The 24127-nt window shown below is 70.9% G+C and carries 19 protein-coding genes and 5 pseudogenes; 8 read left to right on the top strand and 16 right to left on the bottom strand.

The window, feature by feature from the left end:
• Window positions 1-118: 118 nt before the first annotated feature.
• Complete coding sequence (locus NYF13_RS11965) at window positions 119-1351, top strand: MFS transporter (protein ID WP_315656321.1); 1233 nt, start codon at window positions 119-121, stop codon at window positions 1349-1351.
• On the opposite strand, the gene NYF13_RS11960 is transcribed toward NYF13_RS11965, so the two are convergent.
• Complete coding sequence (locus tag NYF13_RS11960) at window positions 1323-1793, bottom strand: MaoC family dehydratase (protein WP_315656319.1); 471 nt, start codon at window positions 1791-1793, stop codon at window positions 1323-1325. The genes NYF13_RS11965 and NYF13_RS11960 overlap by 29 nt on opposite strands.
• Window positions 1794-2205: 412 nt before the next feature.
• On the opposite strand from NYF13_RS11960, the pseudogene NYF13_RS11955 reads away from it, so the two are divergent.
• Window positions 2206-2760 (top strand): annotated as a pseudogene (locus NYF13_RS11955) (Asp/Glu/hydantoin racemase); the annotation flags it as partial.
• Between the two features lie 145 nt (window positions 2761-2905).
• Here the strand turns inward: NYF13_RS11955 and NYF13_RS11950 are convergent.
• The gene (locus NYF13_RS11950) at window positions 2906-3343 is read right to left on the bottom strand and encodes a DUF4262 domain-containing protein (RefSeq protein ID WP_315656317.1); all 438 of its coding nucleotides are present in this window, start codon (window positions 3341-3343) and stop codon (window positions 2906-2908) included.
• Between the two features lie 191 nt (window positions 3344-3534).
• Window positions 3535-3888: pseudogene (locus NYF13_RS11945) on the bottom strand (isocitrate/isopropylmalate family dehydrogenase); the annotation flags it as partial.
• 213 nt (window positions 3889-4101) lie between these two features.
• Here NYF13_RS11945 and NYF13_RS11940 point away from each other — a divergent pair.
• From NYF13_RS11940 to NYF13_RS11930, 3 genes and pseudogenes are all read left to right on the top strand, one after another.
• Window positions 4102-4365: pseudogene (locus tag NYF13_RS11940) on the top strand (aminotransferase class III-fold pyridoxal phosphate-dependent enzyme); the annotation flags it as partial.
• 57 nt (window positions 4366-4422) lie between these two features.
• Window positions 4423-4766, top strand: a pseudogene (locus NYF13_RS11935) (DUF3830 family protein); the annotation flags it as partial.
• 103 nt (window positions 4767-4869) lie between these two features.
• Window positions 4870-6423 carry an acetolactate synthase large subunit gene (locus NYF13_RS11930; protein WP_315656315.1) on the top strand — a complete coding sequence of 518 codons (1554 nt, stop codon included), beginning with the start codon at window positions 4870-4872 and terminating at the stop codon, window positions 6421-6423.
• Window positions 6424-6444: 21 nt separating this feature from the next.
• On the opposite strand, the gene NYF13_RS11925 is transcribed toward NYF13_RS11930, so the two are convergent.
• The 7 genes from NYF13_RS11925 to NYF13_RS11895 all read right to left on the bottom strand — a co-directional run bounded on the left by NYF13_RS11925 (window position 6445) and on the right by NYF13_RS11895 (window position 13308).
• Window positions 6445-7866 (bottom strand): MFS transporter, encoded by a 1422-nt coding sequence (locus tag NYF13_RS11925; protein ID WP_396287001.1) that lies wholly within the window; start codon window positions 7864-7866, stop codon window positions 6445-6447.
• 145 nt (window positions 7867-8011) lie between these two features.
• On the bottom strand, window positions 8012-8518 hold the full coding sequence (locus NYF13_RS11920; RefSeq protein ID WP_315656313.1) for a DUF3761 domain-containing protein: 507 nt from the start codon (window positions 8516-8518) through the stop codon (window positions 8012-8014).
• Window positions 8519-8725: 207 nt separating this feature from the next.
• Window positions 8726-8941 (bottom strand): hypothetical protein, encoded by a 216-nt coding sequence (locus NYF13_RS11915; RefSeq protein ID WP_315656312.1) that lies wholly within the window; start codon window positions 8939-8941, stop codon window positions 8726-8728.
• Window positions 8938-9459 carry a hypothetical protein gene (locus tag NYF13_RS11910; RefSeq protein ID WP_315656311.1) on the bottom strand — a complete coding sequence of 174 codons (522 nt, stop codon included), beginning with the start codon at window positions 9457-9459 and terminating at the stop codon, window positions 8938-8940. Before NYF13_RS11910 ends, NYF13_RS11915 begins: the two co-directional genes overlap by 4 nt.
• 89 nt (window positions 9460-9548) lie before the next feature.
• Window positions 9549-9737 (bottom strand): hypothetical protein, encoded by a 189-nt coding sequence (locus tag NYF13_RS11905; protein WP_315656309.1) that lies wholly within the window; start codon window positions 9735-9737, stop codon window positions 9549-9551.
• A 140-nt stretch (window positions 9738-9877) separates the two neighbouring features.
• Entirely contained in the window at window positions 9878-12088 is a 2211-nt protein-coding gene (locus NYF13_RS11900) for a 3-hydroxyacyl-CoA dehydrogenase NAD-binding domain-containing protein (RefSeq protein WP_315656307.1), read from the bottom strand.
• 8 nt (window positions 12089-12096) lie between these two features.
• A complete protein-coding gene (locus NYF13_RS11895) occupies window positions 12097-13308 on the bottom strand; it encodes an acetyl-CoA C-acetyltransferase (protein ID WP_315656305.1) in 1212 nt (403 codons plus the stop codon).
• A 173-nt stretch (window positions 13309-13481) separates the two neighbouring features.
• On the opposite strand from NYF13_RS11895, the gene NYF13_RS11890 reads away from it, so the two are divergent.
• Window positions 13482-14672 carry a helix-turn-helix domain-containing protein gene (locus NYF13_RS11890; protein ID WP_315656303.1) on the top strand — a complete coding sequence of 397 codons (1191 nt, stop codon included), beginning with the start codon at window positions 13482-13484 and terminating at the stop codon, window positions 14670-14672.
• 26 nt (window positions 14673-14698) lie between these two features.
• Here NYF13_RS11890 and NYF13_RS11885 read toward each other — a convergent pair whose 3' ends face one another.
• Entirely contained in the window at window positions 14699-15535 is an 837-nt protein-coding gene (locus NYF13_RS11885; protein WP_315656301.1) for a helix-turn-helix transcriptional regulator, read from the bottom strand.
• Between the two features lie 257 nt (window positions 15536-15792).
• On the opposite strand from NYF13_RS11885, the gene NYF13_RS11880 reads away from it, so the two are divergent.
• Window positions 15793-17088 (top strand): acyl-CoA dehydrogenase family protein, encoded by a 1296-nt coding sequence (locus NYF13_RS11880; protein ID WP_315657317.1) that lies wholly within the window; start codon window positions 15793-15795, stop codon window positions 17086-17088.
• Window positions 17089-17109: 21 nt separating this feature from the next.
• Window positions 17110-18318 carry an acyl-CoA dehydrogenase family protein gene (locus NYF13_RS11875; protein WP_315656300.1) on the top strand — a complete coding sequence of 403 codons (1209 nt, stop codon included), beginning with the start codon at window positions 17110-17112 and terminating at the stop codon, window positions 18316-18318.
• Window positions 18319-18411: 93 nt separating this feature from the next.
• Here NYF13_RS11875 and NYF13_RS11870 read toward each other — a convergent pair whose 3' ends face one another.
• From NYF13_RS11870 to NYF13_RS11850, 5 genes and pseudogenes are all read right to left on the bottom strand, one after another.
• Window positions 18412-19479 (bottom strand): alpha/beta fold hydrolase, encoded by a 1068-nt coding sequence (locus NYF13_RS11870; RefSeq protein WP_315656299.1) that lies wholly within the window; start codon window positions 19477-19479, stop codon window positions 18412-18414.
• 117 nt (window positions 19480-19596) lie between these two features.
• Window positions 19597-20454: an SDR family oxidoreductase gene (locus NYF13_RS11865; RefSeq protein WP_315656298.1), complete on the bottom strand. Its 858-nt coding sequence runs from the start codon at window positions 20452-20454 to the stop codon at window positions 19597-19599.
• Window positions 20455-20595: 141 nt separating this feature from the next.
• Window positions 20596-20844 (bottom strand): annotated as a pseudogene (locus tag NYF13_RS11860) (GNAT family N-acetyltransferase); the annotation flags it as partial.
• 129 nt (window positions 20845-20973) lie between these two features.
• Window positions 20974-22128: an acyl-CoA dehydrogenase family protein gene (locus NYF13_RS11855; RefSeq protein ID WP_315656297.1), complete on the bottom strand. Its 1155-nt coding sequence runs from the start codon at window positions 22126-22128 to the stop codon at window positions 20974-20976.
• Entirely contained in the window at window positions 22125-24125 is a 2001-nt protein-coding gene (locus tag NYF13_RS11850) for an acetyl-CoA carboxylase biotin carboxylase subunit (RefSeq protein ID WP_315656296.1), read from the bottom strand. Before NYF13_RS11850 ends, NYF13_RS11855 begins: the two co-directional genes overlap by 4 nt.
• Window positions 24126-24127: the final 2 nt, after the last annotated feature.

The following is a 24127-nucleotide window of genomic DNA, read 5'->3' as shown; positions in this document are numbered from 1 at the left end:
CATGCGTTCAGCACAACACAGCCCCGCCGTAGTACCCGCCGGGGACCGGTCCCGTCCACCGGATATCAGGTTGACGCATCGCCGCCGCTAATCGGATACTCGGCCCGGTGAGACTTCGATGAGCCTCGTAGAGCCGCTACGGCACCGGGGTTTCCGCGCGCTCGTGACCGGCCGGACGCTCGCCACCTTCGCCAACTCCGTGGCCCCTGTCGCGCTCGCCTTCGCGGTGCTGGACCTCACCGACTCGGCGGCCGACCTCGGCCTGGTCGTCGGCGCCCGCTCGATCGCGAACCTGGCCCTGCTGCTGCTCGGCGGGGTGCTCGCCGACCGGCTGCCCCGATCGGTGATCATGCAGGGCACGGAGGTCGCGGCCGGGGTCACGCAGGGGATGCTCGCGGTCAGTGTCCTTTGTGGATTCGCGTCGGTCCCGCTGCTGGTGGGGCTGAGCGTGGTCAACGGCGCGGTGTCCGCGATCTCGCTGCCCGCCGCGGCGGCCATCACCTCGCAGACCGTGCCTCGTACGCTGCTCAACCAGGCCAACGCGCTGCTGCGGCTGCTGTCCAACACCGGCCGCATCGCCGGAGCGGGCGCTGCGGGGGTGATGGTCGCGGTCGCGGGTTCCGGCTGGGCGGTGGCGGTGAACGCGCTACTGTTCTTCGCCGCCGCGGTGGCCTACCGCGGAATCCTGCTGCCCCGCGGCGCGCGGGCCGAGATCAGCCACCCGATCGCGGACCTGATCGCCGGCTGGCACGAGTTCCGCTCACGCTCGTGGGTGTGGATCGTGGTGGTGCAGTTCGCCTTCGTCAACGCCGCGGGTCTCGGCACCCTCATGGTGATCGGCCCGGTGGTCGCGGACGAGACTTTCGGCCGTTCCGGTTGGGGGCTGGCGCTCGCGATGTCCACCGCGGGCGCGCTCGTCGGCGGCCTGATCGCCGCGCACTGGCGGCCGCGCCGGGCGCTGTTCGCCGGGGTGGTGCTGGTGACGCTGGAGGCACTGCCGGTGCTGAGCCTCGGCCTGTGGCCCGTGCTCGTCCCGCTGCTGGTGGCGATGCTGCTGGCGGGTGTGGCGATGGAGCAGTTCAGCGTGGTGTGGGACGTGTCGCTGCAGGAAAACGTGCCGGAAGACAAGCTTGCACGCGTGTACTCCTACGACATGGTGGGCTCGATCGTCGCGATGCCCGTCGGGCAAATCGCGGCGGGCCCGCTGGTCGAGGTGTTCGGCCGCGAACCGGTGTTGCTGACCTGCGGTGCGCTGATCGTGGTGTCGACCCTGCTCGCGCTGGGCAGCCGGCAGATCCGCGGACTGGTGCGGAAGGAGCCAGTCAGCTCGGGCGTACTCGCAAGAAGTTGACCGCGCTGGCGGTGAGTTTCAGCTCGCCTTCGGCGTCGAAGACCTCCATCCGCGTGCGGACCAGGCCGCGGTCCGGCTTCGACTTCGAGAGCCGCGCCTGCGTGACGGTCGCCCGCATCCGCAGCTCGTCCCCCGGCCGGACCGGCCGCGGCCAGCGCAGCTCGTCGACGCCGGGGCTGCCGAGGCTCGCGACCGAGGACAGGTAGTGGTCGGCGAACATCCGCATCATCAGGCTGGAGGTGTGCCACCCACTGGCGATCAGCCCGCCGAAGGGCCCGTTCTTCGCCGCGACCGGGTCGGTGTGGAAGCTCTGCGGATCGAACCGCCGGGCAAACTCGAGGATCTCCGCCTCGGTCACCACGGCCTCGCCGAACTCGTACACCGCCCCGAGCGGGTAATCCTCGAACCAGCGGTCATCGATCGGCGTCGTGAACTCCGTCATGAAAGCAGCCTGCCACACCAACCTGGCGCTTCGCAGAAAAGTGTTAGCAGTTCTGGCCAGCCTTTCGGCGAGGATCCGCACTTGCCGCCGATCACGCGGGGATATGTCCTATCGTCACGCCACAAGTGGACTTCCCGAGCTGCGGCCGCCCGTTTCACGCTACGGCAAGCCTCGGCCCGAGCCGGAATCCGGCAGCGAGTCGAGCCGCCGGGCGTCAGCGGGGCACGGTCACCGGCGGCGGGATGGCCGGTGACCGACGACGCGGATTTTCTTGAAGCTGCACCGCCCTCAAGTTCGGCAGCGCCAGATTCGGGGCAGCTTTCACCGCCGCGGCGGTGGCCAGTCGATTTCGCCAGCACAGCAACGGATAAACGACAACAGCTAAGGCAAAGATTCCAGCCCGCTCCCACCGATGGCGCAACTGGTCAGCGACAGCCGGCGCCTTGCCGCCGCAACGCGGGAAGTGCTGCAAGTCAAACCTTGGGTGGTGGCCTAGCTCTGCAGTTCCGGCAGCTTCGTGAACGGCACCGGATCCGAACGCTCCCTGACCAAAGCGATCTGCGACGTGAGCGCGCCCGACGCCGTGACTACCTCCGGCGTGCTCGCCGAGGTGCTGCAGCAGCTCGGCCTGCGCGACATCTCGGTTCTGACGCCCTGCGACGCCGGCCTCACCGGGAAGCTGCACGACCTCCTGGCGGAGCTGAGTGTGCACACCTTGTCGAGCGACCACCTCGGGCTGGACGGCGGCCTTTGGAAGGTCGACTACCGCCTCATCGCCGAGCGCATGCTGGCTGCCGACCACGGCGACGCCGGGGTGATCTGTGTCAGCTGCACCAACCCGCCGACGCTCGACCGGACCGAGCCGCTCGACAAACCGGCACCGACCGCGAACCAGCTGACTATGTGGGCCTGCCTGCGCCGGATAGGCCTGCCCATCCGGCGCCGGTGGCTGCGCGAAGTCGCCTGAACCATCCGCAAGCGTTGTCGACAATCTGCGGACCCCGGACGATGTGTGCCCACGATCGGCTTCATCTGCCCCGACCACGCGGCCGAGGACGACTACCTGGCTCGCGAACCCGGCCGCACCCCGGGGCCACGGCACCCGGCGGTGCTCAGCCATCGCCGCGCACCCCCAGCACGGGCTGGCCCCCGCGACCGTCCCGATAGGACAGTGACCAGGGATAGGCGCCGGACTCGTCCGCGTGGACGAGCTGGAGCGCGCGCACATCGGGGCCGTACAGGGTGATCGCCAGCGAGAGGTGGGCGGAAGGCTCGTCCAGCGCCACGACCTCCATCGGCGGACCGCCACGGAGCTGAAGCACTTCGCCGGGGCTAGGTGGGCCGGTTGTCAGCGATTCGGCGGCCACGGCGTCCAGCACGAGCGCCGACAACCCCGGGTCCAGACCGGTGACGACCAGCTCCGGCCGCCCGTGGCCGGACAGGCCGGCGGTGTAGGCCCAGGGTGGCCGCAGACCCTCGGCGAGCACGGTCTGGACGATCCAGCCGGTCTCGTCGATCCGGCCGAGGACCCCGTTCAGGTACTCGGCCACGGACGAGTCCGGAGGCGGACGAAGTTCTCGCCGGACCGGGTTTCCCGGACGGAGTTGGGGTTTCAGGTGTTCGGGCCCGGCGCTCTCCGACCGACCACTCCCGCACAACCAGCACATCTCGGCTCTCCTCCCCTCGTCCCAGTGGGGTTCCATCGGGACGAAAGGATTCAAGCGCGGGGCACCGACAAAAATCAGCGGAGGGCTTCGGTCACCGCCGTGCCGAGCCGGTTGTGGTAGCTGTACCGCCGAGATCGGGGGTGAGCTCGGTGCCGACGGTCAGGTCCCCGTCCGCGACCATGCGGATCGTTTGTGCAGCAACGGTTTAACTTAGGTATTCGAGCGGCCGGGATCTGCGCCACCGGGTTGGCGATTCCCGGCCCGGCGATGTCCGGGGCACTTCCGTGGACCGCCTCGAACATCGAGGGGTACTCACCCGATGGGTTGATGTTGGCCGAAGCGACCAAACCCAGTCCGCCGGTCACGGCGGCGGCCAGATCGGTCAGGACGTCGCCGAGCAGGTTCGACCCGACCACCACGGCGAGCTGGAGAACCAGCGGAGGAACTCGGCGGCGTCGGTGATCTCACCGGCGCCTCGGCCCTTTCCAGGGTTATGGGCAGAGCGAGTTCGTCGCGGCACTCGCTCAGTTTGCCGTAGACCCGGCGCAGGATCTTGCCGTGGTCGCGGCAGCTCGCCTGCGCCGTGGCCGCGTCCAACGCCGCGAGACCGTCCTCGGCGGTGGCGTCCGCGACCTGGCTCAGCACGGCGCCGCCTGGCCCGACAGTCCACCCGGCGGCCGAACGCGATCGTGTTTCAGGGCGGCTTATATGGCCGCACCGTGGCCGCCGCGCCGATGACCATCTGCGACACCCGGTTCGGCGTTGGCATCTCGCCGCTGATGGCCGGGGTGCACGTCGAGCCGGTGCTCGGTGAGGTCGGTTAGGTGCCCGGCAGCACCGAGTTCTTTGCCAGTCTGCGTGAACGCGCCGACCGACACGGGATTCTGCTGGTCCTGGACGAGGTGTAGACCGGTTTCGGCCGCACCGGCAGGTTTTTAGGGCCACGACTACTTCGATGTCCCTACGCGCGCAACAAGGTCTACGCGCTCGTATCGCCTTTCGCGGAGCCCAAGTCGGGCCGCGAAAACCGACAGTCACGCCGATTCTCGGCGACGTGGTCTACTTCGGATTCGCGGCGTGAGAGATGGGCAACCCCGCGTACGGCAACGAGGCGTACAGCGATCAGGGCATCACCGACCTGCCAATCTCCGACGGCCGCAGTAACCTCCTAATCAACGGTGACGCCGACTGGGTGCCCGGCAACGTGCTCGCCACCATCGAGGGGGGCTTGGCCGAGAGGGGGGAGGCGGCGCAGGAACGGCGGTACTTCATGGTGAGCATCGTTGATCACCTGTCAGGCTGCTGAGCGAGAGCAAAGCGGCACCCGGGACTACCTTGGACTCCAGGACCCGGCGAAGATCGAGTTGCCGCGCCGGGGCGAGTCGGGCTTCGAGCAGAGAGCGAGCACCATGAACGGCGCCCAGTCCCTGATCCGCACGCTGGCCGACGCCGGGGTGGAGGTGTGCTTCTCGAACCCCGGCACCTCGGAGATGCACTTCGTGGCCGCGCTCGACAGCGTGCCCGAGATGCGAGGGGTGCTCGGGCTGTTCGAAGGGGCCGTGACCGGCGCGGCGGACGGGTACGCGCGGATGGCGGAGAAGCCGGCCGCGACGCTGCTGCACCTCGGCCCGGGGCTGGGCAACGGACTGGCGAACCTGCACAACGCCCGGCGCGCGCACACGCCGGTCGTCAACATCGTCGGTGACCACGCGACGTACCACAAGAAGTACGACGCCCCGCTGGAGTCCGACATCGACGCGATCGCCGGCTCGCTGGAGGGCTGGGTCCGCCGGTCCGAGCTCGCTTCGGACGTCGGCGCGGACGGGGCGGCGGCCGTCGCCGCGGCGCAGGACGCGCCCGGCCGCGTCGCGACCCTCATCCTGCCCGCGGACGCTTCCTGGGGCGAAGGCGGCAAGACCTGCGCGCCGATCCCGCCGCGCGCGCCGCAGGCCGTCGACGCGACCACGATCGAGAAGGTCGCCGAGGTCCTGCGCGGCGGCGAGTCCACCGCGCTGCTCATCGGCGGTGACGCCTGTCGTGAGCCCGGGCTCCTGGCCACCAGCCGGATCGCGGCGGCGACGGGGGCGAAAGCGTTCGCGGAGACGTTCCCCGCCCGGCTGGAGCGCGGCGCCGGGCTGCCCTCGGTCGACCGGCTCGGATACCTGGCCGAGCAGGTCACCCACCAGCTCGACGGGGTGAAGCACCTGATCGTGGCCGGGGCGAGGTCGCCGGTGTCGTTCTTCGCCTACCCGGGCCGGCCGAGCAACCTGGTGCCGGAAGGCGCCCAGGTGCACGTGCTGGCCGAGCTGGGCCGCCACGTCACGGGCGCGCTGAAACAGGTCGCCGCGCTCGTCGCGCCGGACACCGCGCCGGTGCTGCAGGCACCCTCGCGCCCGGCGCGGCCGACCGGTCCGCTGACCGCACAGAACTGGGCCGACGTGATCGGCGCGCTGCTGCCCGAGCGCGCGATCATCGTGGACGAGGCCAACACCTCCGGTCTGCTGATCCCGGCGGCCACGGCCGGAGCGCCGCGCCACGACGTGCTCACCCTGACCGGCGGCGCGATCGGTTGCGGCATCCCGGTGGCGACCGGGGCCGCGGTCGCCGCGCCGGACCGCCCGGTGGTGAACCTGCAATCGGACGGCAGCGCGCTGTACACGATTTCGGCGCTGTGGACGCAGGCGCGCGAGAACCTGAACGTCACCACGGTGATCCTGAACAACCACGCGTACGCGATCCTGAGGATCGAGTTGCAGCGGGTCGGCGCCGCCGCGGGCGGGCCGAAGGCCAACGACCTGCTCGACCTGAGCCGCCCGGACCTGGACTTCGCGAAGATCGCCGAAGGGCTGGGGGTGCCGGCGACGCGGGCGAGCACGGCCGAGGAGCTGGCCGAGCAGTTCACCCGGGCGCTGGCCGAGCCCGGGCCGCACCTGATCGACGCCGCGGTTCCTCCCCTGGTCTGACCTCGTGGGTCCAGGACGGTTCTACCCGTTTCGAACGCTCACGAGCTCGGGCACCGGAGCGCGTTTGACCGCGCGGGGGACCAGGGTGGTGAACACCAGCCCGACCACCGCGGCGAGGGCGGCGACCGCGAACGTCGCGCGGAAGCCGGTGAGCGACGGCCAGGTCAGCCCGCCCGCGGTGATGGTCAGCTGCGCGAGCATGGTGGCCATCACCGCGCTGGAGGTGGACGTGCCGACCGAGCGCATCAGGGAGTTCAGGCCGTTCGCCGAAGCGGTTTCCGTGACCGGCACCGAGCCCATGATCAGCGCGGGCATGGCCGCGTAGGCGATGCCCACCCCCGCGCCGATGATCACCGACGCCGCGATGATCTCCAGCGCGTTGTCCATCAGCACGATGGCGAAGACGTAGCCCAGCGCGATCACCACGGCGCCGGTGATCAGCGTGGTCCGGGGGCCGTAGCGGTTGGTCAGCCGCGCCGAGACCGGGGACAGCAGCATCATCACCAGCCCGTTCGGCGCCAGGCACAGACCGGCCTCGACCATCGTCCGGCCGAGGCCGTACCCGGTGGACGCGGGCGCCTGCAGCAGCTGCGGGAACGACAAAGCCATGGCGTACATGGAGAACCCGACCATGATCGAGGCCAGGTTGGTGAACAGCACCGGCCGCCGCGCGGACACTCGCAGGTCGACCAGCGGTTCGCGGCGGCGCAGCTGGTACCAGCCCCAGCCGAGCAGCACGACCACGGCCGCGGCGGCGAAGCCGAGCGTGCGCGGGCTGCCCCAGCCCCAGGCCGCGCCCTTCACGATCGGGAGCAGCAGGCCGGTCAGCCCGGCCACGAGGCCGAGCGCACCGAAGTAGTCGAACGGCGCGGGCGTGCGCAGCGGCGACTCCGGCACGTACCGCGTGATCAGCAGCGCGCACACCAGCCCGAGCGCGGCGGAGCCCCAGAACAGCACGTGCCAGTCGGCGTGCTGGGCGATCACCGCCGCCAGGGGCAGGCCGATCGCGCCGCCGACGCCGAGGGTCGCGCTCATCAGGGAAATCGCGGCGCCGACCCGCTCGGACGGCAGCTCGTCGCGCATGATGCTGATGCCCAGCGGGATCACGCCCATGGCGCAGCCCTGCAACCCGCGTCCGGCCACCATCAGCGCGAGCGAGCTGGTCAGCGCCGAAAGCACCGAGCCGGCCACCAGCACGGCCAGGCTCGCCAGCAGCACCCGCCGCTTTCCGTAGAGATCGCCCAGCCTTCCGCTCACCGGGGTGATCACCGCGCCGGCCAGCAGCGTCACGGTGACCACCCACGACGCGTCGGCCGGCGCCGCGTTCAGCAGCTTGGGGAACGCCGGGATCAGCGGCACCACCAGCGTCTGCATGAACGAGGCGACCAGCCCGCACGACGCCAGCACGACCACGATCGCCCGACTGCCTCCCGTGGACTTCAAGCCCGAGCCCTCCCAATCGAACGCGACATCCGAACGCGATACCGGAACGCACGGTACCCGGCAGCACCGACATTCCCGTCGCTTCGTGATCGAACCGACTTAGCGGACTGATCCGAACGGAGCAGCCGGGCCGGGCCGGTGGGTCTCAGAGCCAGTTCTTGACGCCGCCGTGGCCGGAGCAGGTGCCGGAGCGGTGCTGGCTGTAGCTGTAGCTGCCGTCCTTGCACAGGGCCGTCGCCCCGGCCGGGTTCGACGAGGGGCGGTGCACGCAGTTGCCGCTGGAGTTGACGTAGTAGTCGCCGCCGCATTCGGCAGCCGGAGCGTGGGTCGCCGGGGCCGGGGCGTGCGTGGCCGGCGCCTGGGCCGCCGGAGCGTGGGTGACCGGAGCGTGGGTGACCGGCGCTTTCTTGATCGCCGGGGCCTCCGGAATCGCCACCTCCGTCGTCCCGGCCGGTGCGACGACCGGTGCGACGGATGAAGCGGACGTGATCGGAACCGAGACTTCGGACGGGGCCGGCGTGGCATAAGCCGGCGAAGACGAGGTGGTGACGACCGGGCTGAACCCGCCGGAGTTCTTGGCGGGCACCGTGCCCACCCCGCACCCGGCGACCAGCGCCCCGGCGGCCAGCACCATTCCCAGCTTTCGCAGCATCGCGGCCTCCCTGTTCGAAACGAACTTCGTGCCGCATTGTCGGGGGAATTCCGGAAACTGTTACACCGGTTGACGAATAAACAAAAGCCGGGCATTTCCGTTATTCGGCCACCGGGAAGCGATTCGACACCGCAGAGGCCGAAGGCTCCCGCACGACGCGGGGTGATCGCAGGCGCCGGTCACAGGGCCCGACCCGCAGACCGCGGCTCAGCCGTCCGCCGGGCACCACGGGCCGGAGGTGTGGCCCACGGCCAGCCCGCAGAAGCCCTGCAGGGTCCTGACCACCTCGCCGCCTTCGACGCGCAGCACCGCGACCGGCTTGGTCTCCGGCACGTTCCAGCTGATGTCGCCGCCGTAGTCGATGGTCCCGGTGACACCCACGGCCACCAGCACGAGCACCGTCAGCGGAACGCCGATCCTCATCCACCGCGTCGGACGCGCGGCGCTTGGGCTGCAGCGTGGCTGGTGGCGACCACGAGCAGCGGGTCGAACATCCCGGTCTGGTTGCACACGTCGTTGATCGGCTTCAGCAGCCGGTGGCCGCCGTTCACGGTGCTCGCGTGGTCGAGCAGAAAGACCGGGTAGGTCATCCGGCGACGGCGCCAGAACTGCGCCGGGCGCAGCCGGTAGCTGCGGCGGAGGTCTTCGAGGAACGCGTTGACCAGCAGCCGCCCGACGAACTCGGGTGACTCCCGCTGCCACTCGCCGTCGGTCAGCCGCAGCGCGAACCGCGCTAAGCGGCCCGGCATCTCCGGCGCCAGGTGCGGCTGGCGCAGGAACCAGCGGTACCGCCCGGACAGCCCCGGCACCCGCCCGGGCACCGCGAGCCGGAACGTGGCCATGGTCAGCAATCGCAGCGCCAGCAACGGGATCCGCCACGCGTCGTCCTGCAGCACCAGCTCCTGGCCGACGTTCTCGATGGCCGAGCGGAACCGCACCACCAGGCCGTTCTCCTGCAGCCGTCCGCTCCGGCTCCGGATCGGGCCCGGCCGGCTTCTCCCCCCATCAACTAGACAACCAGGGTGCACAGTCAGGTGCCGCGGGAGCGCGGGCTGCGCAGGAGCTGGTTGCGCGCGTCCCACAGGAGGTTTCGCACGGCCTCGACGCCGGCGGTGGTCGCGACGTTTTCGGTGTCGGTCGCCTCGCGCCGGTCGAGCGGCAGGTAGGCGTACCACTCCCACGCCGGGACGGGGCGGGGTCCCGCTTTTCGCCGTTCCACCGGAAAACGTGGCCTTTTCGCAGTGGCAGTTGGGCCGAACGGGGAAATTCCGCTCGCAGAACCAGGACCGGCCCTAGTGCACAGCGAAAGGGCCACCCCGCGGAAACCCGCGAGGTGGCCCTTTCACCTTCGGAAACCGGTTATTCGTAGATCTCGCCCTTGGCCGCCTTGGCCACCAGCGATTCTGGCGGCGTGAAGTGGTCGCCGTAGCGGGCGGCCAGTTCGCGGGACCGGTCGACGAAGCCCTGCAGGCCGCCCGGGTAGCCGTTGATGTACTGGATGACCCCGCCGGTCCAGGCCGGGAAGCCGATGCCGAAGATGGAGCCGATGTTGGCGTCCGCCACGGTCTTCAGCACGCCCTCGTCGAAGCACTTCACCGTCTCGAGCGATTCGGCGAAGAGCATGCGCTCCTTGAGGTCTTCGAACGGGACCTCGGCGGTGCCCGACTTGAACGCGTCGCGCAGACCGGGCCAGAGGCCGGTGCGCTTGCCGTTCTCGTCGTACTCGTAGAAGCCCGCGCCGGTGGAGCGGCCCTTGCGGTCGTACTCGTCCAGCATGCGGTCGATCACGGCCTCGGAGGCGTGCGCCTCCCACTGGCCGCCCGCGGCCTCGATCGCCTCGCGGGTTTCCTTGCGGATCTTGCGCGGGAGGGTGAGGGTCAGCTCGTCCATCAGCTGCAACGGCGGGGCCGGGTAGCCGGCCTGCGAGCCCGCCTGCTCGATGGTGGCCGGCTCGACCCCCTCGCCCAGCGCGGCCACGGCCTCGTTGATGAAGGTGCCGATCACGCGCGAGGTGAAGAAGCCGCGGCTGTCGTTGACGACGATCGGGGTCTTCTTGATCTGCTGGGTGTAGTCGAAGACCTTGGCCAGCGTGGCCGGCGAGGTCTTCTCCCCGCAGATGATCTCGACCAGCGGCATCTTGTCCACCGGCGAGAAGAAGTGGATCCCGATGAAGTCCTCGCTCCGCCGCACGCCCTCGGCCAGCGTGGTGATCGGCAGGGTGGAGGTGTTGGAGCCCAGCACCGCGTCGGCGTTCACGACGCCCTCGATCTCGCCGAACACCTTGTGCTTGAGCTCGACGCTCTCGAACACGGCCTCGATCACGAAGTCGACGCCGGCGAAGTCGGCCGCTTCGGCGGTCGGCTTGATCCGGGCCAGCAGCGCGTCGGACCTCTCCTGCGTGGTCTTGCCGCGCGAGAGGGCCTTCTCCTCGATCTTGGCCGCGTAGCCCTTGCCCTTGTCCGCGGCTTCCTGGCTGACGTCCTTGAGCACGACGTCGATCCCGGCCTTCGCCGAGACGTAGGCGATCGCGGCGCCCATCATCCCGGCGCCGAGCACGCCGACCTTCTTGGCCGTGTACTTCTCGAAGACGCCCGCCGACGCGCTTCCTCCCGCGGAGGCGGCCTCCGGCACCGGGCGCGAGCCGCCCGAGTTGATCGCCTGCAGGTCGAAGAAGAACGCCTTGGTCATGTTCTTCGCGACCTGACCGGTGGCCAGGTGCACGAAGTAGCGCGTCTCCACCGTGATCGCGGTGTCGAAGTCGACCTGGGCGCCCTCGATCGCGGCGGACAGGATCGCGCGCGGGGCCGGCATCGGCGCGCCCTTGAGCTGCTTGCGCAGGTTCGCCGGGAACGCGGGCAGGTTCGCCGCGAAGCTCGGGTTCGACGGGGTGCCGCCCGGGATCTTGTAGCCCTTGACGTCCCACGGCTGCACGCCGCCCTCGGGGTTCGCCTTGATCCACGCCTTGGCCGCGGGCACCAGCTCCTCGACGGTGTCCACCACCTCGTGCACCAGGCCCAGCTCCAGCGCCTTGCGCGGCTTGTGCCGCGTGCCCTGCAGCAGCACGTTCAGCAGCGCGCTCTGGATGCCCAGCAGCCGCACGGTGCGGACCACGCCGCCACCGCCGGGCAGCAGGCCCAGGGTGACCTCGGGCAGGCCGATCTGGCTGCCCTTGGCGTCGGCCGCGATGCGGTGGTGCGTCGCGAGCGCGATCTCCAGTCCGCCGCCGAGCGCGGCGCCGTTGATGGCCGCCACCACCGGCTTGCCCAGCTGCTCGATGCGGCGCATCCGGCCCTTCATCTGCGCGCTGGACTCGGTGAGCTCGGCCGCGTTCTCCGGCTTGGCCCGGATCAGGTCGTTCAGGTCCCCTCCGGCGAAGAAGGTCTTCTTCGCCGAAGTCAGGACCACACCGGTGATGTCGTCCTTCTCGGCCTCGAGCCGGTCGACGATGACGCCGAGCGACTCGCGGAAGTCGGCGTTCATCGTGTTCGCCGACTGGTTGGGGTCGTCCAGGGTCAGCGTGACGATGCCGTCGGAGTCCTGGTCCCAGCGGATGGTCCTGCTCTCAGCCATTGTGGTCCTCACACCCGCTCGATGATGGTCGCGACGCCCATGCCGCCGCCGATGCACAGGGTCACCAGCGCGCGGCGCGCCTGGCGGCGTTCCAGCTCGTCGACCACGGTGCCGACCAGCATCGCGCCGGTGGCGCCGAGCGGGTGGCCCATGGCGATCGCGCCGCCGTTGACGTTGACCTTCTCCTCGGGCAGGTGCAGGTCCTTCATCCACTTGAGGACCACGGAGGCGAACGCCTCGTTCAGCTCCCACAGGTCGATGTCGTCCGGGGTCAGGCCCGCGGTCTTGAGCACCTTCTCGGTGGCCGGGGTGGGGCCGGTGAGCATGATCGTCGGCTCGGAGCCGATCGACGCGGTGGCGACGATGCGTGCCCGCGGCGTCAGCCCGAAGGTCTTGCCCACCGCTTCGCTGCCGACGAGCACCAGCGCGGCGCCGTCGACGATGCCGGAGGAGTTGCCGCCGGTGTGGACGTGCTCGATCCGCTCGACCTGGTGGTACTTCTGCAGCGCCACGGCGTCGAACCCGCCCACGTCGCCGATCGTGGTGAAGGCGGGCTTGAGCTTGCCCAGGCCCTCGACGGTGCTGCCCGGGCGGCGGTGCTCGTCGTGGTCGAGGATGGTGACGCCGTTGATGTCCTTGACCGGTACCACGGACTTGGCGAAGTAGCCGCCGGACCAGGCCGCCTCGGCCTTCTCCTGCGAACGCACGGCGAAGCGGTCGACGTCCTCGCGGGAGAAGCCCTCCATGGTCGCGATCAGGTCGGCGCCGATGCCCTGCGGCACGATGTACTGGTCGTAGGAGGTGGCCGGGTCCATGAACAGCGCGCCGCCGTCGGAGCCCATCGGCACCCGCGACATCGACTCGACGCCGCCGGCGATGATCAGCTCGTCCCAGCCCGAGCGCACCTTCTGCGCCGCGGTGTTGGTGGCCTCCAGACCGGACGCGCAGAACCGGTTGAGCTGCACGCCCGCGACCGTCTCGGGCAGTCCGGAGACCAGCGCGGCCGTGCGCGCGATGTCGGCGCCCTGCTCGCCCACCGGGGACACGACGCCGAGCACGATGTCGTCGATGGCGGCGGGGTCGAGGTTCGGGTGGCGGACCTTGAGCTCTTCGATCAGGCCGGCCACCAGGTCGACCGGCTTGGTGCCGTGCAGCGCACCGCCCTTGTTCTTGCCCCGAGGCGTGCGAATCGCCTCGTAGATGTAGGCCTCGCTACTCACTGAACACTCCTCCGCGCAGGGCGTCTGGATGGACACTTCGATGGATCGGCCGACGGTACCGGCACCGCCGATCATACTCGCCAGTAGTGCTAATGACCATTAACATAAACCCGGAGAACCTGATGGTGTCAACGGGTTGCCCGTGTTCTGTTTCACGCTATGGTCGGTTCACCATGAGCACTCGACCCGCTCGTCCGCCCCGGCCGCGCGACCGCAAGGCCCAGCTCGCCGCGGTCGCCGCCGGGCTGTTTCGCGCCCGCGGGTTCCACGGGGTGGGGATCAACGACATCGCCGCCGCCGCGGGGGTCACCGGGCCCGCGCTGTACCGGCACTTCAGCGACAAGCAGGCGATCCTGGCCTACGTCGTGCTCGGCGGGATCGACGACATGGAGGCGGTCACGGCCGGGGCGCTGACGGACTCGGTGCCGTCCGAACCGGTCGCCGAGCAGCTCCGAGCCCTGCTCACGGGCCTGGCCACGCAGGCCGTGGAGCGCCGGGAGATCGCCGCGTTGTGGCGCTGGGAGGGCCCGCACCTGGCGCGCGAGGAGCGCCGGGAGATCCGCCGCCGCTCCGGCGCGGTGCTCGACGCGTGGACGAAGGCGGTGCTCACCACCCGGCCCGAGCTGGCGGGCGAGGAGGCCGAGCTGCTGTGCTGGGCCGCGCTGTCGGTGTTCGGCAGTGTGTCCGTGCACCACACCACCGTGGCCCGGAAACGGTTCATCGGGCTGCTGGTGGAACTGGCGACGGCAGTGTTGCGAACCACACTCCCCGACGCCGCCGCGCCGCCGCCCGCGCCGGTCGCGGGGCTCGGCACCCCGTCGCGCCGGGAGCAGGTGCTGGCCGCGGCCACGGCCCTGTTCGCCGAACGCGGCTTCCACGCGGTCAGCATGGAGGACATCGGCGCGGCGGCGGGGATCGCCGGCCCGAGCGTCTACCGCCACTTCCCGAGCAAGGCCGCGCTGATGGTCGCCATCGGCCACCGCGCCGCCGACCGCCTCGCGCTGGCCGCCGAGCAGGCCCTCCGAGCCCTGGACGAGGAAACCGGCCTGCGCCGCCTGGCCGCGTCCTACGTCCACACCCTGCTGCACACGCCGGAGCTGCTGGTCTCCTTCACCGCCGACCGCGTCACCATGCCGGATCGGGACAAGGCCGACCTGCTGCGCATCCAGCGCGATTACGTCGCCCAGTGGCTCACCCTGCTCACCGCCGTCCACCCCGGCCTGCCGGCGCGCGAAGCGAAGGTCCGCGTCCACGCGGCCCTGACCGTGGCCAACGACCTCAGCCGCACCCGCCGCGTCTCCGGGCGGCCCCACCTGCAGGCCGAGCTGACCACGCTGCTGCACGCCGTGCTGGGGCTGGACTGAGCCGCTGATCGCGGCCGGCCGCCGGGTCAGCGCCCCGCCAGCTGGCCGATCACCCCCAGCAGCGCCAGCCGGTCGTAGTCCTCGGTACCGGGCGTGGCGGTGAAGACCAGCAGGGCCTGGGCGAGGTCGTCGGTGAAGAGGAACTGGCAGTCCAGCTCGATGCCGCCCAGCTCCGGATGGACGATCACCTTGCGCCGCGCGGGTTTCAGGCCGACCTCGTGCCGTTCCCACAGCCGGGCGAACTCGACGCTGCGCGCCGAAAGCTCCCGCACCAGCTCGGCGACGCGGGCGTCGCGGCCGTTGCGGGAGGCTGCCGCGCGGAGGTTCGCGACGATTTCGCGCGCGTACTGGTCGTGGTAGCCGCCGGGGTAGATCGCGCGCTCGGCCGGATGGGTGAACCATCGGTAGATCGAGCTGCGAGCCAGCCCTTCGTACCCGCTGTGGTCCCCGAGCAGGGCGGCCGCGAGACGGTTCTGCGCGAGCGTTTCGCCGAGGTCGGACAGCACCATCGCCGGGGTGTCCTCGAGCCGGTCGAGCACTCGCAGCAACGCCGGGCTCACGTGGCCCGAGCGCGCCACCCGGGTCGGCGTGCCGTGGCCGGCCAAGCGGAACAGGTGGTCGCGTTCGTCGGCCGAGAGCCGCAGCCCGCGAGCGATCGCGGCCAGCATCGGTTCCGACGGCTGCGGCCCGCGCCGCTGCTCCAAGCGGGTGTAGTAGTCGGCCGACATCCCGGACAGCGCCGCCACCTCCTCGCGGCGCAGCCCGCTGGTGCGCCGCCGCGGGCCCTTGGGCAGGCCGACGTCGGCGGGCTGTAGTGCCTCACGCCGCCGGCGCAGGAAGTCGGCCATTCCGGGACGGTCCATCCCGTCATTATCGGCGCCCGCCCCGGGCCCAGCCAGGGATCGGCGGTCCCCGGCTGGGCACCACCGGCCGCGACGGGCCCGATTCGCCCTCGGGGAACGGCGTCGGGAAACCGACGCGCCGATGACCCCGCGACCGGCGCACCGAGAGGCCGCCGCGCACGACCGCACTGGCGCATCCGGGCTTCTCGGGTTAACCTACTCGTGAGTAGGTAACGCGAGGGAGAGGCCACATGGCAGCGCCAAGGAAACGAGACGCGATGGGCATCGGCCTGGCCGCGCTGACCCGGCTCGCCGGGAGCAGGCTGATCGGCCGGGCCGGTCTGCGCGAGCCGGTGCAGAACCTGGTCAAGGCGGGGACCCGGACCGGGTTCCGGGCCGCCGGGGCGGCCACGCGGTCGTTCACCTCGGCGCGGCGGCTGGGCCGGCCCGCCCGGCTGGCCCCCGGCTCGGGCGCGGGTCAGTTCGATCTGACCCCGAGCGAAGACCAGCAGCTCATCGTCGAGACGGTGACCGAGTTCGCCGCCGAGCAGCTTCGGCCCTCCGCCGCGGACGCCGACGCCAAGCTCGAAGCCCCCGAGGGCCTGCTGACGCGGGCGGCCGAGCTGGGCATCAGCCTGCTCGGCATCCCCGAAGAGCTCGGCGGCGTCGGCACCGAGCGCTCGGTGGTCACGAACGCGCTGGTCGCCGAGGCTCTCGCGCACGGTGACCTGGGGCTGGCCGTGGCCGTGCTCGCGCCGTCGGCCGTCAGCACCGCGCTGGTGGCCTGGGGTGACGAGCAGCAGCAGGCCGACTACCTGCCCGCGTTCACCGGCGAGCAGGTGCCCGCCGCGGCGCTGGCGCTGCAGGAGCGCGCGCCGCTGTTCGACCCGTTCAAGCCCGCCACCAAGGCGAAGCGCACGCCCAAGGGCTACCAGCTCGACGGCGTGAAGTCGCTCGTGCCCCGCGCCACCCAAGCCGAGCTGTTCATCGTTTCGGCCGACCTGGAAGGTCGCGGACCGGCGCTGTTCCTCGTGGAATCGTCGAACGCGGGGGTGTCGGTCGAGTCCGAGCCGGCCATGGGGCTGCGCGGCGCCGCGACCGGGAAGCTGCACCTGGACCGGGTCGCGCTGCCCGCGGGCGCGCTGCTGGGCGGGGCCGACGCGGACGTCTTCACCGAGGTCGTCCGGCTGTCGCGGCTGGGCTGGGCGGCGCTCGCGGCCGGGACGGCGAAGGCCGTGCTCGACTACGTGGTGCCGTACGTGAACGAGCGCACGGCGTTCGGCGAGCCGATCAGCCACCGCCAGGCCGTGGCGTTCTCGGTGGCGGACATCGCGATCGAGCTGGAGGGCCTGCGCCTGGTGACCCTGCGAGCGGCCGCGCGGGCCGAGCAGGGCCGCCCGTACGCGCGTGAGGCCGCGCTGGCCCGGAAACTGGCCGTGGACAAGGGAATGCAGATCGGCAACGCGGGGGTGCAGCTGCTCGGCGGGCACGGCTTCGTCAAGGAGCACCCGGTGGAGCGCTGGTACCGCGACCTGCGCGCGATCGGCGTCATGGAAGGCGCCGTCCTTCTCTAGGACTTCTCCCGAAAGGCAGTCATGATCAACCTTGAAGCCCCCAAGAAGGCCGGCCCGCTGATCAACCAGGCGTACCAGGCCGCGGCCGAGGTGTTCCGGCCGATCTCGCGCAAGTACGACCGCGCCGAGCACACCTACCCGGCCGAGCTGGACATGTTCGCGGCCCTGCTCGACGGCCTCAACTCCTCCGGCGAGGGCGGGGCGGGCGCGGCCGGTGTCCGCCGTTCGGGCCAGGACGAGAAGAAGGGCAACCGCAACGGCGCCAACCTGAACGTGGTCCTCGGCACGATCGAGATGTGCTGGGGCGACGTCGGCCTGCTGCTTTCGATGCCGCGCCAGGGTCTCGGCAACGCGGCCATCGGCTCGGTGGCCACCGACGAGCAACTGGAGCGCTTCTCCGGCCTGTGGGCCGCGATGGCCATCACCGAACCGGACTGCGGCTCGGACTCCGCCGCGATCACCACCACGGCGGTCGAGGACGGTGAGGACTACATCCTCAACGGCGAGAAGATCTTCGTCACCTCCGGCCAGCGCTCCGACGCCGTGGTCGTCTGGGCCACTTTGGACAAGTCGAAGGGCCGCGCCGCGATCAAGTCGTTCGTGGTGGAGAAGGGCACGCCGGGCTTCGAAGTCGTGCGCGTGGAGCACAAGCTGGGCATCCGCGCGTCCGACACGGCGGTGCTGCGCTTCGAAAACTGCCGGGTCCCGCGCGAAAACCTCCTGGGCACCCCGGAAATCGACACCGCGAAGGGCTTCGCGGGCGTCATGCAGACCTTCGACAACACCCGCCCCCTGGTCGCGGCGATGGCGGTCGGCCTGGCCCGCGCGGCCCTGGACGAGACGCGCTCGATCCTGGAGTCCGCGGGCGTGAAGATCGACTACGACCGCCCCTCCGGCACCCAGCCCGCGGCGGCCGCGACGTTCATCCAGCTGGAGGCCGACTACGAGTCGGCGTACCTGCTGACCCTCGAATCCGCGTGGATGGCCGACAACCGCCGGCCGAACTCCCTGCAGGCCTCGATGGCGAAGGCCAAGGCCGGTCGGTCGGTCGTGGAGATCACGCTGAAGTGCGTTGAGCTGGCCGGGGTGTTCGGCTACACGGAGGAGTCCTTGCTGGAGAAGTGGGCCCGGGACGCGAAGATCCTGGACATCTTCGAAGGCACGCAGCAGATCCAGCAGCTCATCGTGGCCCGCCGGATCCTCGGGAAGTCCTCGGCTCAGCTCAAGTAATCGTGACGCGAAGAAAAGCCGCCCGGACGCTGGCCCATCAGGGCTCGGCGGCCGGGCGGTTTTCGTCTCTCGGCCAAATCATGCCCCGGAAAGCTAGCCGGCCGCGGACGCGATCCGGTCGTTCAGGAACTCGTCCAGGTATTCCCACGTGGTGCCGCGCGCCCGGCGCCCGGTGAGCACGCCCAGGTGCCCGCCGGGGGCGGTCCTGAACCGGACCTCCGGCGCGTTGTCCAGCAGTTGCACCACGCGCTCCACCGAAGCGCGCGGGGCGATCGTGTCGTTCTCACCCGCGACGACCAGCATCGGGGCCTTCACGTCGGACAGGCTGAGCACCCGGCCGTTGAGGTCCACGGTGCCCTCGGCGAGGTCGTTCGTGCGGAACAGCCGGTGGTAAAGCTGGCCGAACGTGCGCCCGGGATAGGCGTACATGTTGTCCATGAAGTGGTCCACGGCCTCGATCTGCGCCAGGTAGTCGCGGTCGTCCAGGTTCTTCAGGATCGCCAGCGGTTTGGTGATCTCCTTGCTGATGCCGGTCGCGCGGAACACCCGGGTGACCAAATAGGACGGTGCGCCGCCGAACGCGCGGTAGATCGGGGTGAGCAGGTGGCCGCCGGTGAGGTCCACCAGCGGGCGGAACGGCGCGACGATCGGGATGGCGGTGAAGTCCACCGGGGAGCCGATCGCGGTGATCGACTCGACCGGCAGGGCCGGCTGGTCGGCGGTGACCAGCATGGCGAAGATCCCGCCCAGTGACCAGGAAACCAGGTGCACGCCCTGGCCGCCCGCGTCCTCGCTCACCTTGCGGATCGCGCGCGGCAGCACCTCGTCGATCCAGTGCTCGATGCCGAGGCGCCGGTCGGCGAACGCGACGTTGCCGTAGTCGACCAGGTACGTCCGCCGGCCGTCCTGCACCAGGTGCTCGATCAGGCTGCAGCCCCGGCGCAGGTCGAAGCACAGCGCGGGCGCGGCCAGCGGGGGCACCAGCAGGACCGGCGGGCCGGAGACCTCGGAGCCGCCGTGGGTCATCCGGTAGACCGACCGGTGGGGCCCCTGGTCGATGAGCACCCGCGGCATCGGGCGGAGGTCGGCGACACCACCCCGCAGCACCTTGCCCACCACGTTCGAAGCCGCGGCGGCCAGCCGTGCGGACGGTGCAGCCATCTCGTTCCTCCTGGGGCTCGGGTCCGGGCCAATCTTGCCGTGCCGGGCGGCGCGGCTTCAACCGGCCACAGTTGCAAGCACCCGGCAAGCACGTCCACTTCGGACAGTGCCGGGCCGTCACCGGCCCGGATCGGCCGCGGGCGCGCTGTTCGCGGCCCGCCGCTCGTACTCCACGCGTTCCGGGGCGTGGGCGGCCGAGGCCAGCAGCCGGTCACCTCCGAGGGCACGGACGAACCATTCGCCGAACGCGCGCGGGAGCAGCCGCGTGAACCGGCCGGTGAAGTCCAGGGACTTCGGGACGAACACGTCGAACTTCGGCCGCCGCAGCGCGTCCACGATCGCCGCGGCCACGTCCTCGGGCCCGACGGACTTGATGAACCGGGCCTCGCCCAGCCCCGAAGCCAGCTCCGTGCGCACCACCGCGGGCATCACGCAGGAGACCCGGACGCCGGTCCCGCGCAGCTCCAGGTGCACCGATTCGGACAGCCCGACCACGGCGTGCTTGGTCGCGCAATAGGTGGCCGCACCGGGGAATCCGGACTTACCGGCCATCGACGCGAGGTTCACGATGTGCCCGGTCCCCCGTGGCCGCATCCGCCTCACGGCTTCCCGGGTGCCGTGGACGACCGCGTGCAGGTTGATCTCCAGCATCCGTCGCGTGGCCGCGTCGTCCTCCTCGGCCAGCGGCGCGAGCGGCATGATGCCGGCGTTGTTGATCAGCACGTCGATCGGCCCGGCCCGGTCCTCGACCTCGTCGAGGAACCGGGTGAACGCCGCGGTGTCGGTGACGTCGAGCGGTAGCGCTTCCGCGCCGAGCCCGGCTGCCGTCCGCTCGGCCCGGACCTGGTCGAGATCGCCGATCACCACCCGCGCCCCGAGCCGGCTGAGCGCCGACGCGGTACTGGCGCCGATGCCCCGGGCCCCTCCGGTGATGACGACGACCTTTCCGGTGAGTGCGCGCGGCGGCCTGGCCATGGCGGGCTCCTTCGGCGTCGTCGGGACCTGTTGTCGTTATGTCAACATGGTGCCCCGGCCACGTCGACCGCGCCAGCCGCCGGCCGGGCGCTTCTCGCGCCCACGACGTCCCGTCCGAGCGTCCGGGACCACCGGCCCGACTCAATCCACGCGCTGCTCGAACACCTGCCCGACCCACCCCTCCACGTCGAAGCGGACCGTCGAGGTGAAGCCCCGGCCCTCGTAGTAGCGCTGGAGCTCGCCGTCGCCACCGGCCCAGCAGTCGACGCGGAGCAGGCCGATGCCGCGTCGTTTCGCCTCGTCACGGGCGTACTCGAGCAGCCGGGCGCCGACGCCGAGACCGCCGAACTTCCGCGACGTGATCAACAGCCGGATGTACAGTTCCCGCTCCGCCGCACCCGCTCGGCCGCACCTGCTCGGACCCGGTAGAACCCCATGCGAGACGTTCTACAGCAAGGCGAGGAACGACGAGCCGTTCACCGGCAATCAGGCCCGTCGTACCCGGCCCCGGTTACCGGCTCAAGCCACTCCGAGATGCCGCGCGATCAGCATCCGCTGAACCTCGCTCGTCCCCTCGCCGATTTCCAGGATCTTCGCGTCCCGGTAGAACCGCCCCACCGGGAACTCGTTCATGAACCCGTACCCGCCGAAGATCTGCGTCGCGTCCCGGGCGTTGTCCATCGCCGCGTTGGAAGCCACCAGCTTCGCGATCGAGGCTTCCTTCTTGAACGGCTCGCCCCGCAACATCTTCGACGCCGCCTGGTAGTACGCCAGGCGCGCGGTGTGCGCACGGACCTCCATGTCCGCGATCTTGAACTGGATGGCCTGGTACTCACCGATGCGGTGGCCGAAGGCGACCCGGTCCTTGGCGTACTTCAGGCACTCGTCCACGCAGCCCTGCGCCAGGCCCACGCTCACCGCCGCGATCGCCACCCGGCCTTCGTCCAGGATGGACAAGAACTGCGCGTACCCCCGGCCCCGGGTGCCGACCAGGTTCTCCGCCGGGACCCGGACGTCCGAAAAGGACAGTTCGTGGGTGTCCGAGCAGTTCCAGCCGACCTTCGAGTACTTGCGCGCCACGGCGAAGCCCGGGGTCCCCGACGGCACGATGATCGCGGAGATCTCCTTGCGCCCGTTCTCCATCACGTCGGTGACCGCGGTGACGGTGACCAGCCGGGTGATGTCGGTGCCGGAGTTGGTGATGAACGCCTTGCTGCCGTTGATCACCCAGTCCTCGCCGTCGAGCTTGGCGCGGGTGCGGGTGGCCCCGGCGTCCGAGCCGCCACCCGGTTCGGTCAGGCCGAATCCGCCCAGCGCCTCGCCCGAGCACAGGGCCGGCAGCCAGGTCTCCTTCTGCTCCGGCGTGCCGAAGCGGTAGATCGGCATCGCGCCGAGCGAGACGCCCGCTTCGAGGGTGATGGCCACCGAGGAATCGACCCGGGCCAGCTCCTCCAGCGCCAGGCAGAGCGCGAAGTAGTCACCGCCCATCCCGCCGAACTCCTCGGCGAACGGCAGGCCGAACAGGCCCATGCCGCCCATCTTGGCCACGATCTCGTACGGGAACTCCTCCTTCTCGTACATCGGCCCGATCACCGGCGCGACCTCCGCGTGCGCGAAGTCCTCGACCGTCTTGCGGAGGGACTCGTACTCTTCGTCCAGGCGGAAGTCGATCACTGCTTCTCCTCGTTCGGGCCGATCACGGCCAGCGTCTCGTCCAGTGCGACCTGCTGGCCGACGCGGACGGGCAGTGCACTCACCACGCCGTCGACCGGCGCGGTCACGGTGTGCTCCATCTTCATCGCCTCGACCACCAGCAACGGCGTGCCCGCGCTGACCACATCACCGGCGGCGACCTTCACCACGAGCACGGTGCCCGGCATCGGGCTGGTGACCGGTCCGGCCCCCGCGGCCTCGCCCCGCGACGAAAGCCGCACTTCTTGGTCAGCGAACGCGAAGCTGCGGCCCGCCGAGGCCAGCCAGACCGTCCGATCCGGACCCGAGGCCCGCCGGTAACGGCGAATCCCGGTGGCCCCGCGGACTTCCAGGACCCCGGGTTCCGGGGCCCCACCGGTGAGCCGGGCCGAAACCCGCACCGGCTCACCGTCGTCCACCCACACCGTGGCGTCCGCCGGCGGGCCCTCGACGCGGACCACGGCCTGAGCGCCGGAGGATCGCAGCCGGAAGGTCACCCCGGCCGCGGACCCGAGGCGCCAGCCGCTCGGTACGTCCCAAGGGTCCACAGTGGACCCCACCGGGTGCAGCGCGAGCAGGCGGTCCAGCGCCGCGGCCACGAAGAACTCCGCCGGGACCTCGGCCGAAACCAGATCGTCGAGGCGCCGGTCCACCAGCTCAGTGTCGAGCCGGCCGGCGCGCACGTCCTCGTCGGCCAGCAGCCCGCGCAGGAACGCCACGTTCGTGCCCAGGCCCAGCAGCGCGGTGTCGGCCAGGGCGAGGTCCAGCTTGTGCAGCGCGGACGCGCGGTCCGGGCCGTAGGCGATGACCTTGGCCAGCATCGGGTCGTAGTTCGAGCCGACCACGGCCCCCTCGGTCATCCACGAGTCGACGCGCACGCCCTCGCCGGAGGGCTCGTGGACGGCCAGCACCGTGCCGCCGGTCGGGATGAACCCGCGGGCCGGGTCCTCGGCGTACACCCGGGCTTCGACGGCGTGCCCGGTCAGGCGGACGTCCTCCTGCCGCAGCGTCAGCGGTTCGCCCGCGGCGATCCGCACCTGCCACGCGACCAGGTCCAGCCCGGTGACCAGCTCCGTGACCGGGTGCTCGACCTGCAGCCGGGTGTTCATCTCCATGAAGAAGAACTCGTCCGGGTCGTGCGCCGACAGGATGAACTCGACGGTGCCGGCTCCGACGTAGCCCACCGAGCGCGCGGCTTCGGCCGCGGCCGAGCCCATCTTCGCGCGCCGGGCCTCGTCGAGCAGCACCGACGGAGCCTCTTCGATGATCTTCTGGTGCCGCCGCTGCAGGCTGCACTCGCGCTCGCCGAGGTGCAGCACGGTCCCGTGCGCGTCGGCCAGCACCTGGATCTCGATGTGCCTCGGGGTGGTCACGAACCGCTCCATCAGCAACGTGTCGTCGCCGAAGGAGCCCTTGGCCTCACGCCGCGCGGACTCGATCGCGGCGTCCAATTCGGACTCCCCGTGCACCAGCCGCATGCCCTTGCCCCCGCCGCCGGCCGAGGGCTTGAGCAGCAGTGGGTAGCCGACCTCGGCGGCGGCCTGGGCGAAACCGCCCTCGGGTATGTCCACATCGGACGATCCGGGCACCACCGGGACCCCGGCCGCGGACACCGTGGCCTTGGCCCGGATCTTGTCGCCCATCGCGTCGATCGCGCTCGGCGGCGGCCCGATGAAAACCAGCCCGGCCTCCTCGCAAGCGCGGGCGAACCCGGCGTTCTCGGCCAGGAAGCCGTAACCGGGGTGCACGGCCTGCGCGCCGGTGTCCCGCGCCGCCCGCACGATCGCCGGTATCGACAAATAGCTCTTCGCCGCCTCGGCCGGGCCGATGCGGACCGCGGTGTCCGCCTCACGCACGTGCTTCGCGTCCGCGTCCGCGTCGCTGTACACCGCGACGGAGCGGACGCCGAGCGCGCGCAGCGAACGGATCACGCGCACCGCGATCTCGCCGCGGTTGGCCACCAAAACAGTGCTGAACACGC

The sequence above is a fragment of the Amycolatopsis sp. PS_44_ISF1 genome (assembly GCF_032335455.1).
Classification (GTDB): Bacteria; Actinomycetota; Actinomycetes; order Mycobacteriales; family Pseudonocardiaceae; genus Amycolatopsis.
The sequence above is the reverse complement of the archived record's forward strand: the minus strand, read 5'-3'. Positions and strand labels throughout refer to the sequence as shown.

Coding starts and splice junctions, on each gene's coding strand:
- NYF13_RS11965 (WP_315656321.1), top strand. CDS start 119: ATGAGCCTCGTAGAGCCGCTACGGCACCGGGGTTTCCGCGCGCTCGTG.
- NYF13_RS11960 (WP_315656319.1), bottom strand. CDS start 1,793: ATGACGGAGTTCACGACGCCGATCGATGACCGCTGGTTCGAGGATTAC.
- NYF13_RS11930 (WP_315656315.1), top strand. CDS start 4,870: ATGAACGGCGCCCAGTCCCTGATCCGCACGCTGGCCGACGCCGGGGTG.
- NYF13_RS11920 (WP_315656313.1), bottom strand. CDS start 8,518: ATGCTGCGAAAGCTGGGAATGGTGCTGGCCGCCGGGGCGCTGGTCGCC.
- NYF13_RS11915 (WP_315656312.1), bottom strand. CDS start 8,941: ATGAGGATCGGCGTTCCGCTGACGGTGCTCGTGCTGGTGGCCGTGGGT.
- NYF13_RS11900 (WP_315656307.1), bottom strand. CDS start 12,088: ATGGCTGAGAGCAGGACCATCCGCTGGGACCAGGACTCCGACGGCATC.
- NYF13_RS11890 (WP_315656303.1), top strand. CDS start 13,482: ATGAGCACTCGACCCGCTCGTCCGCCCCGGCCGCGCGACCGCAAGGCC.
- NYF13_RS11885 (WP_315656301.1), bottom strand. CDS start 15,535: ATGGACCGTCCCGGAATGGCCGACTTCCTGCGCCGGCGGCGTGAGGCA.
- NYF13_RS11880 (WP_315657317.1), top strand. CDS start 15,793: ATGGGCATCGGCCTGGCCGCGCTGACCCGGCTCGCCGGGAGCAGGCTG.
- NYF13_RS11875 (WP_315656300.1), top strand. CDS start 17,110: ATGATCAACCTTGAAGCCCCCAAGAAGGCCGGCCCGCTGATCAACCAG.
- NYF13_RS11870 (WP_315656299.1), bottom strand. CDS start 19,479: ATGGCTGCACCGTCCGCACGGCTGGCCGCCGCGGCTTCGAACGTGGTG.
- NYF13_RS11865 (WP_315656298.1), bottom strand. CDS start 20,454: ATGGCCAGGCCGCCGCGCGCACTCACCGGAAAGGTCGTCGTCATCACC.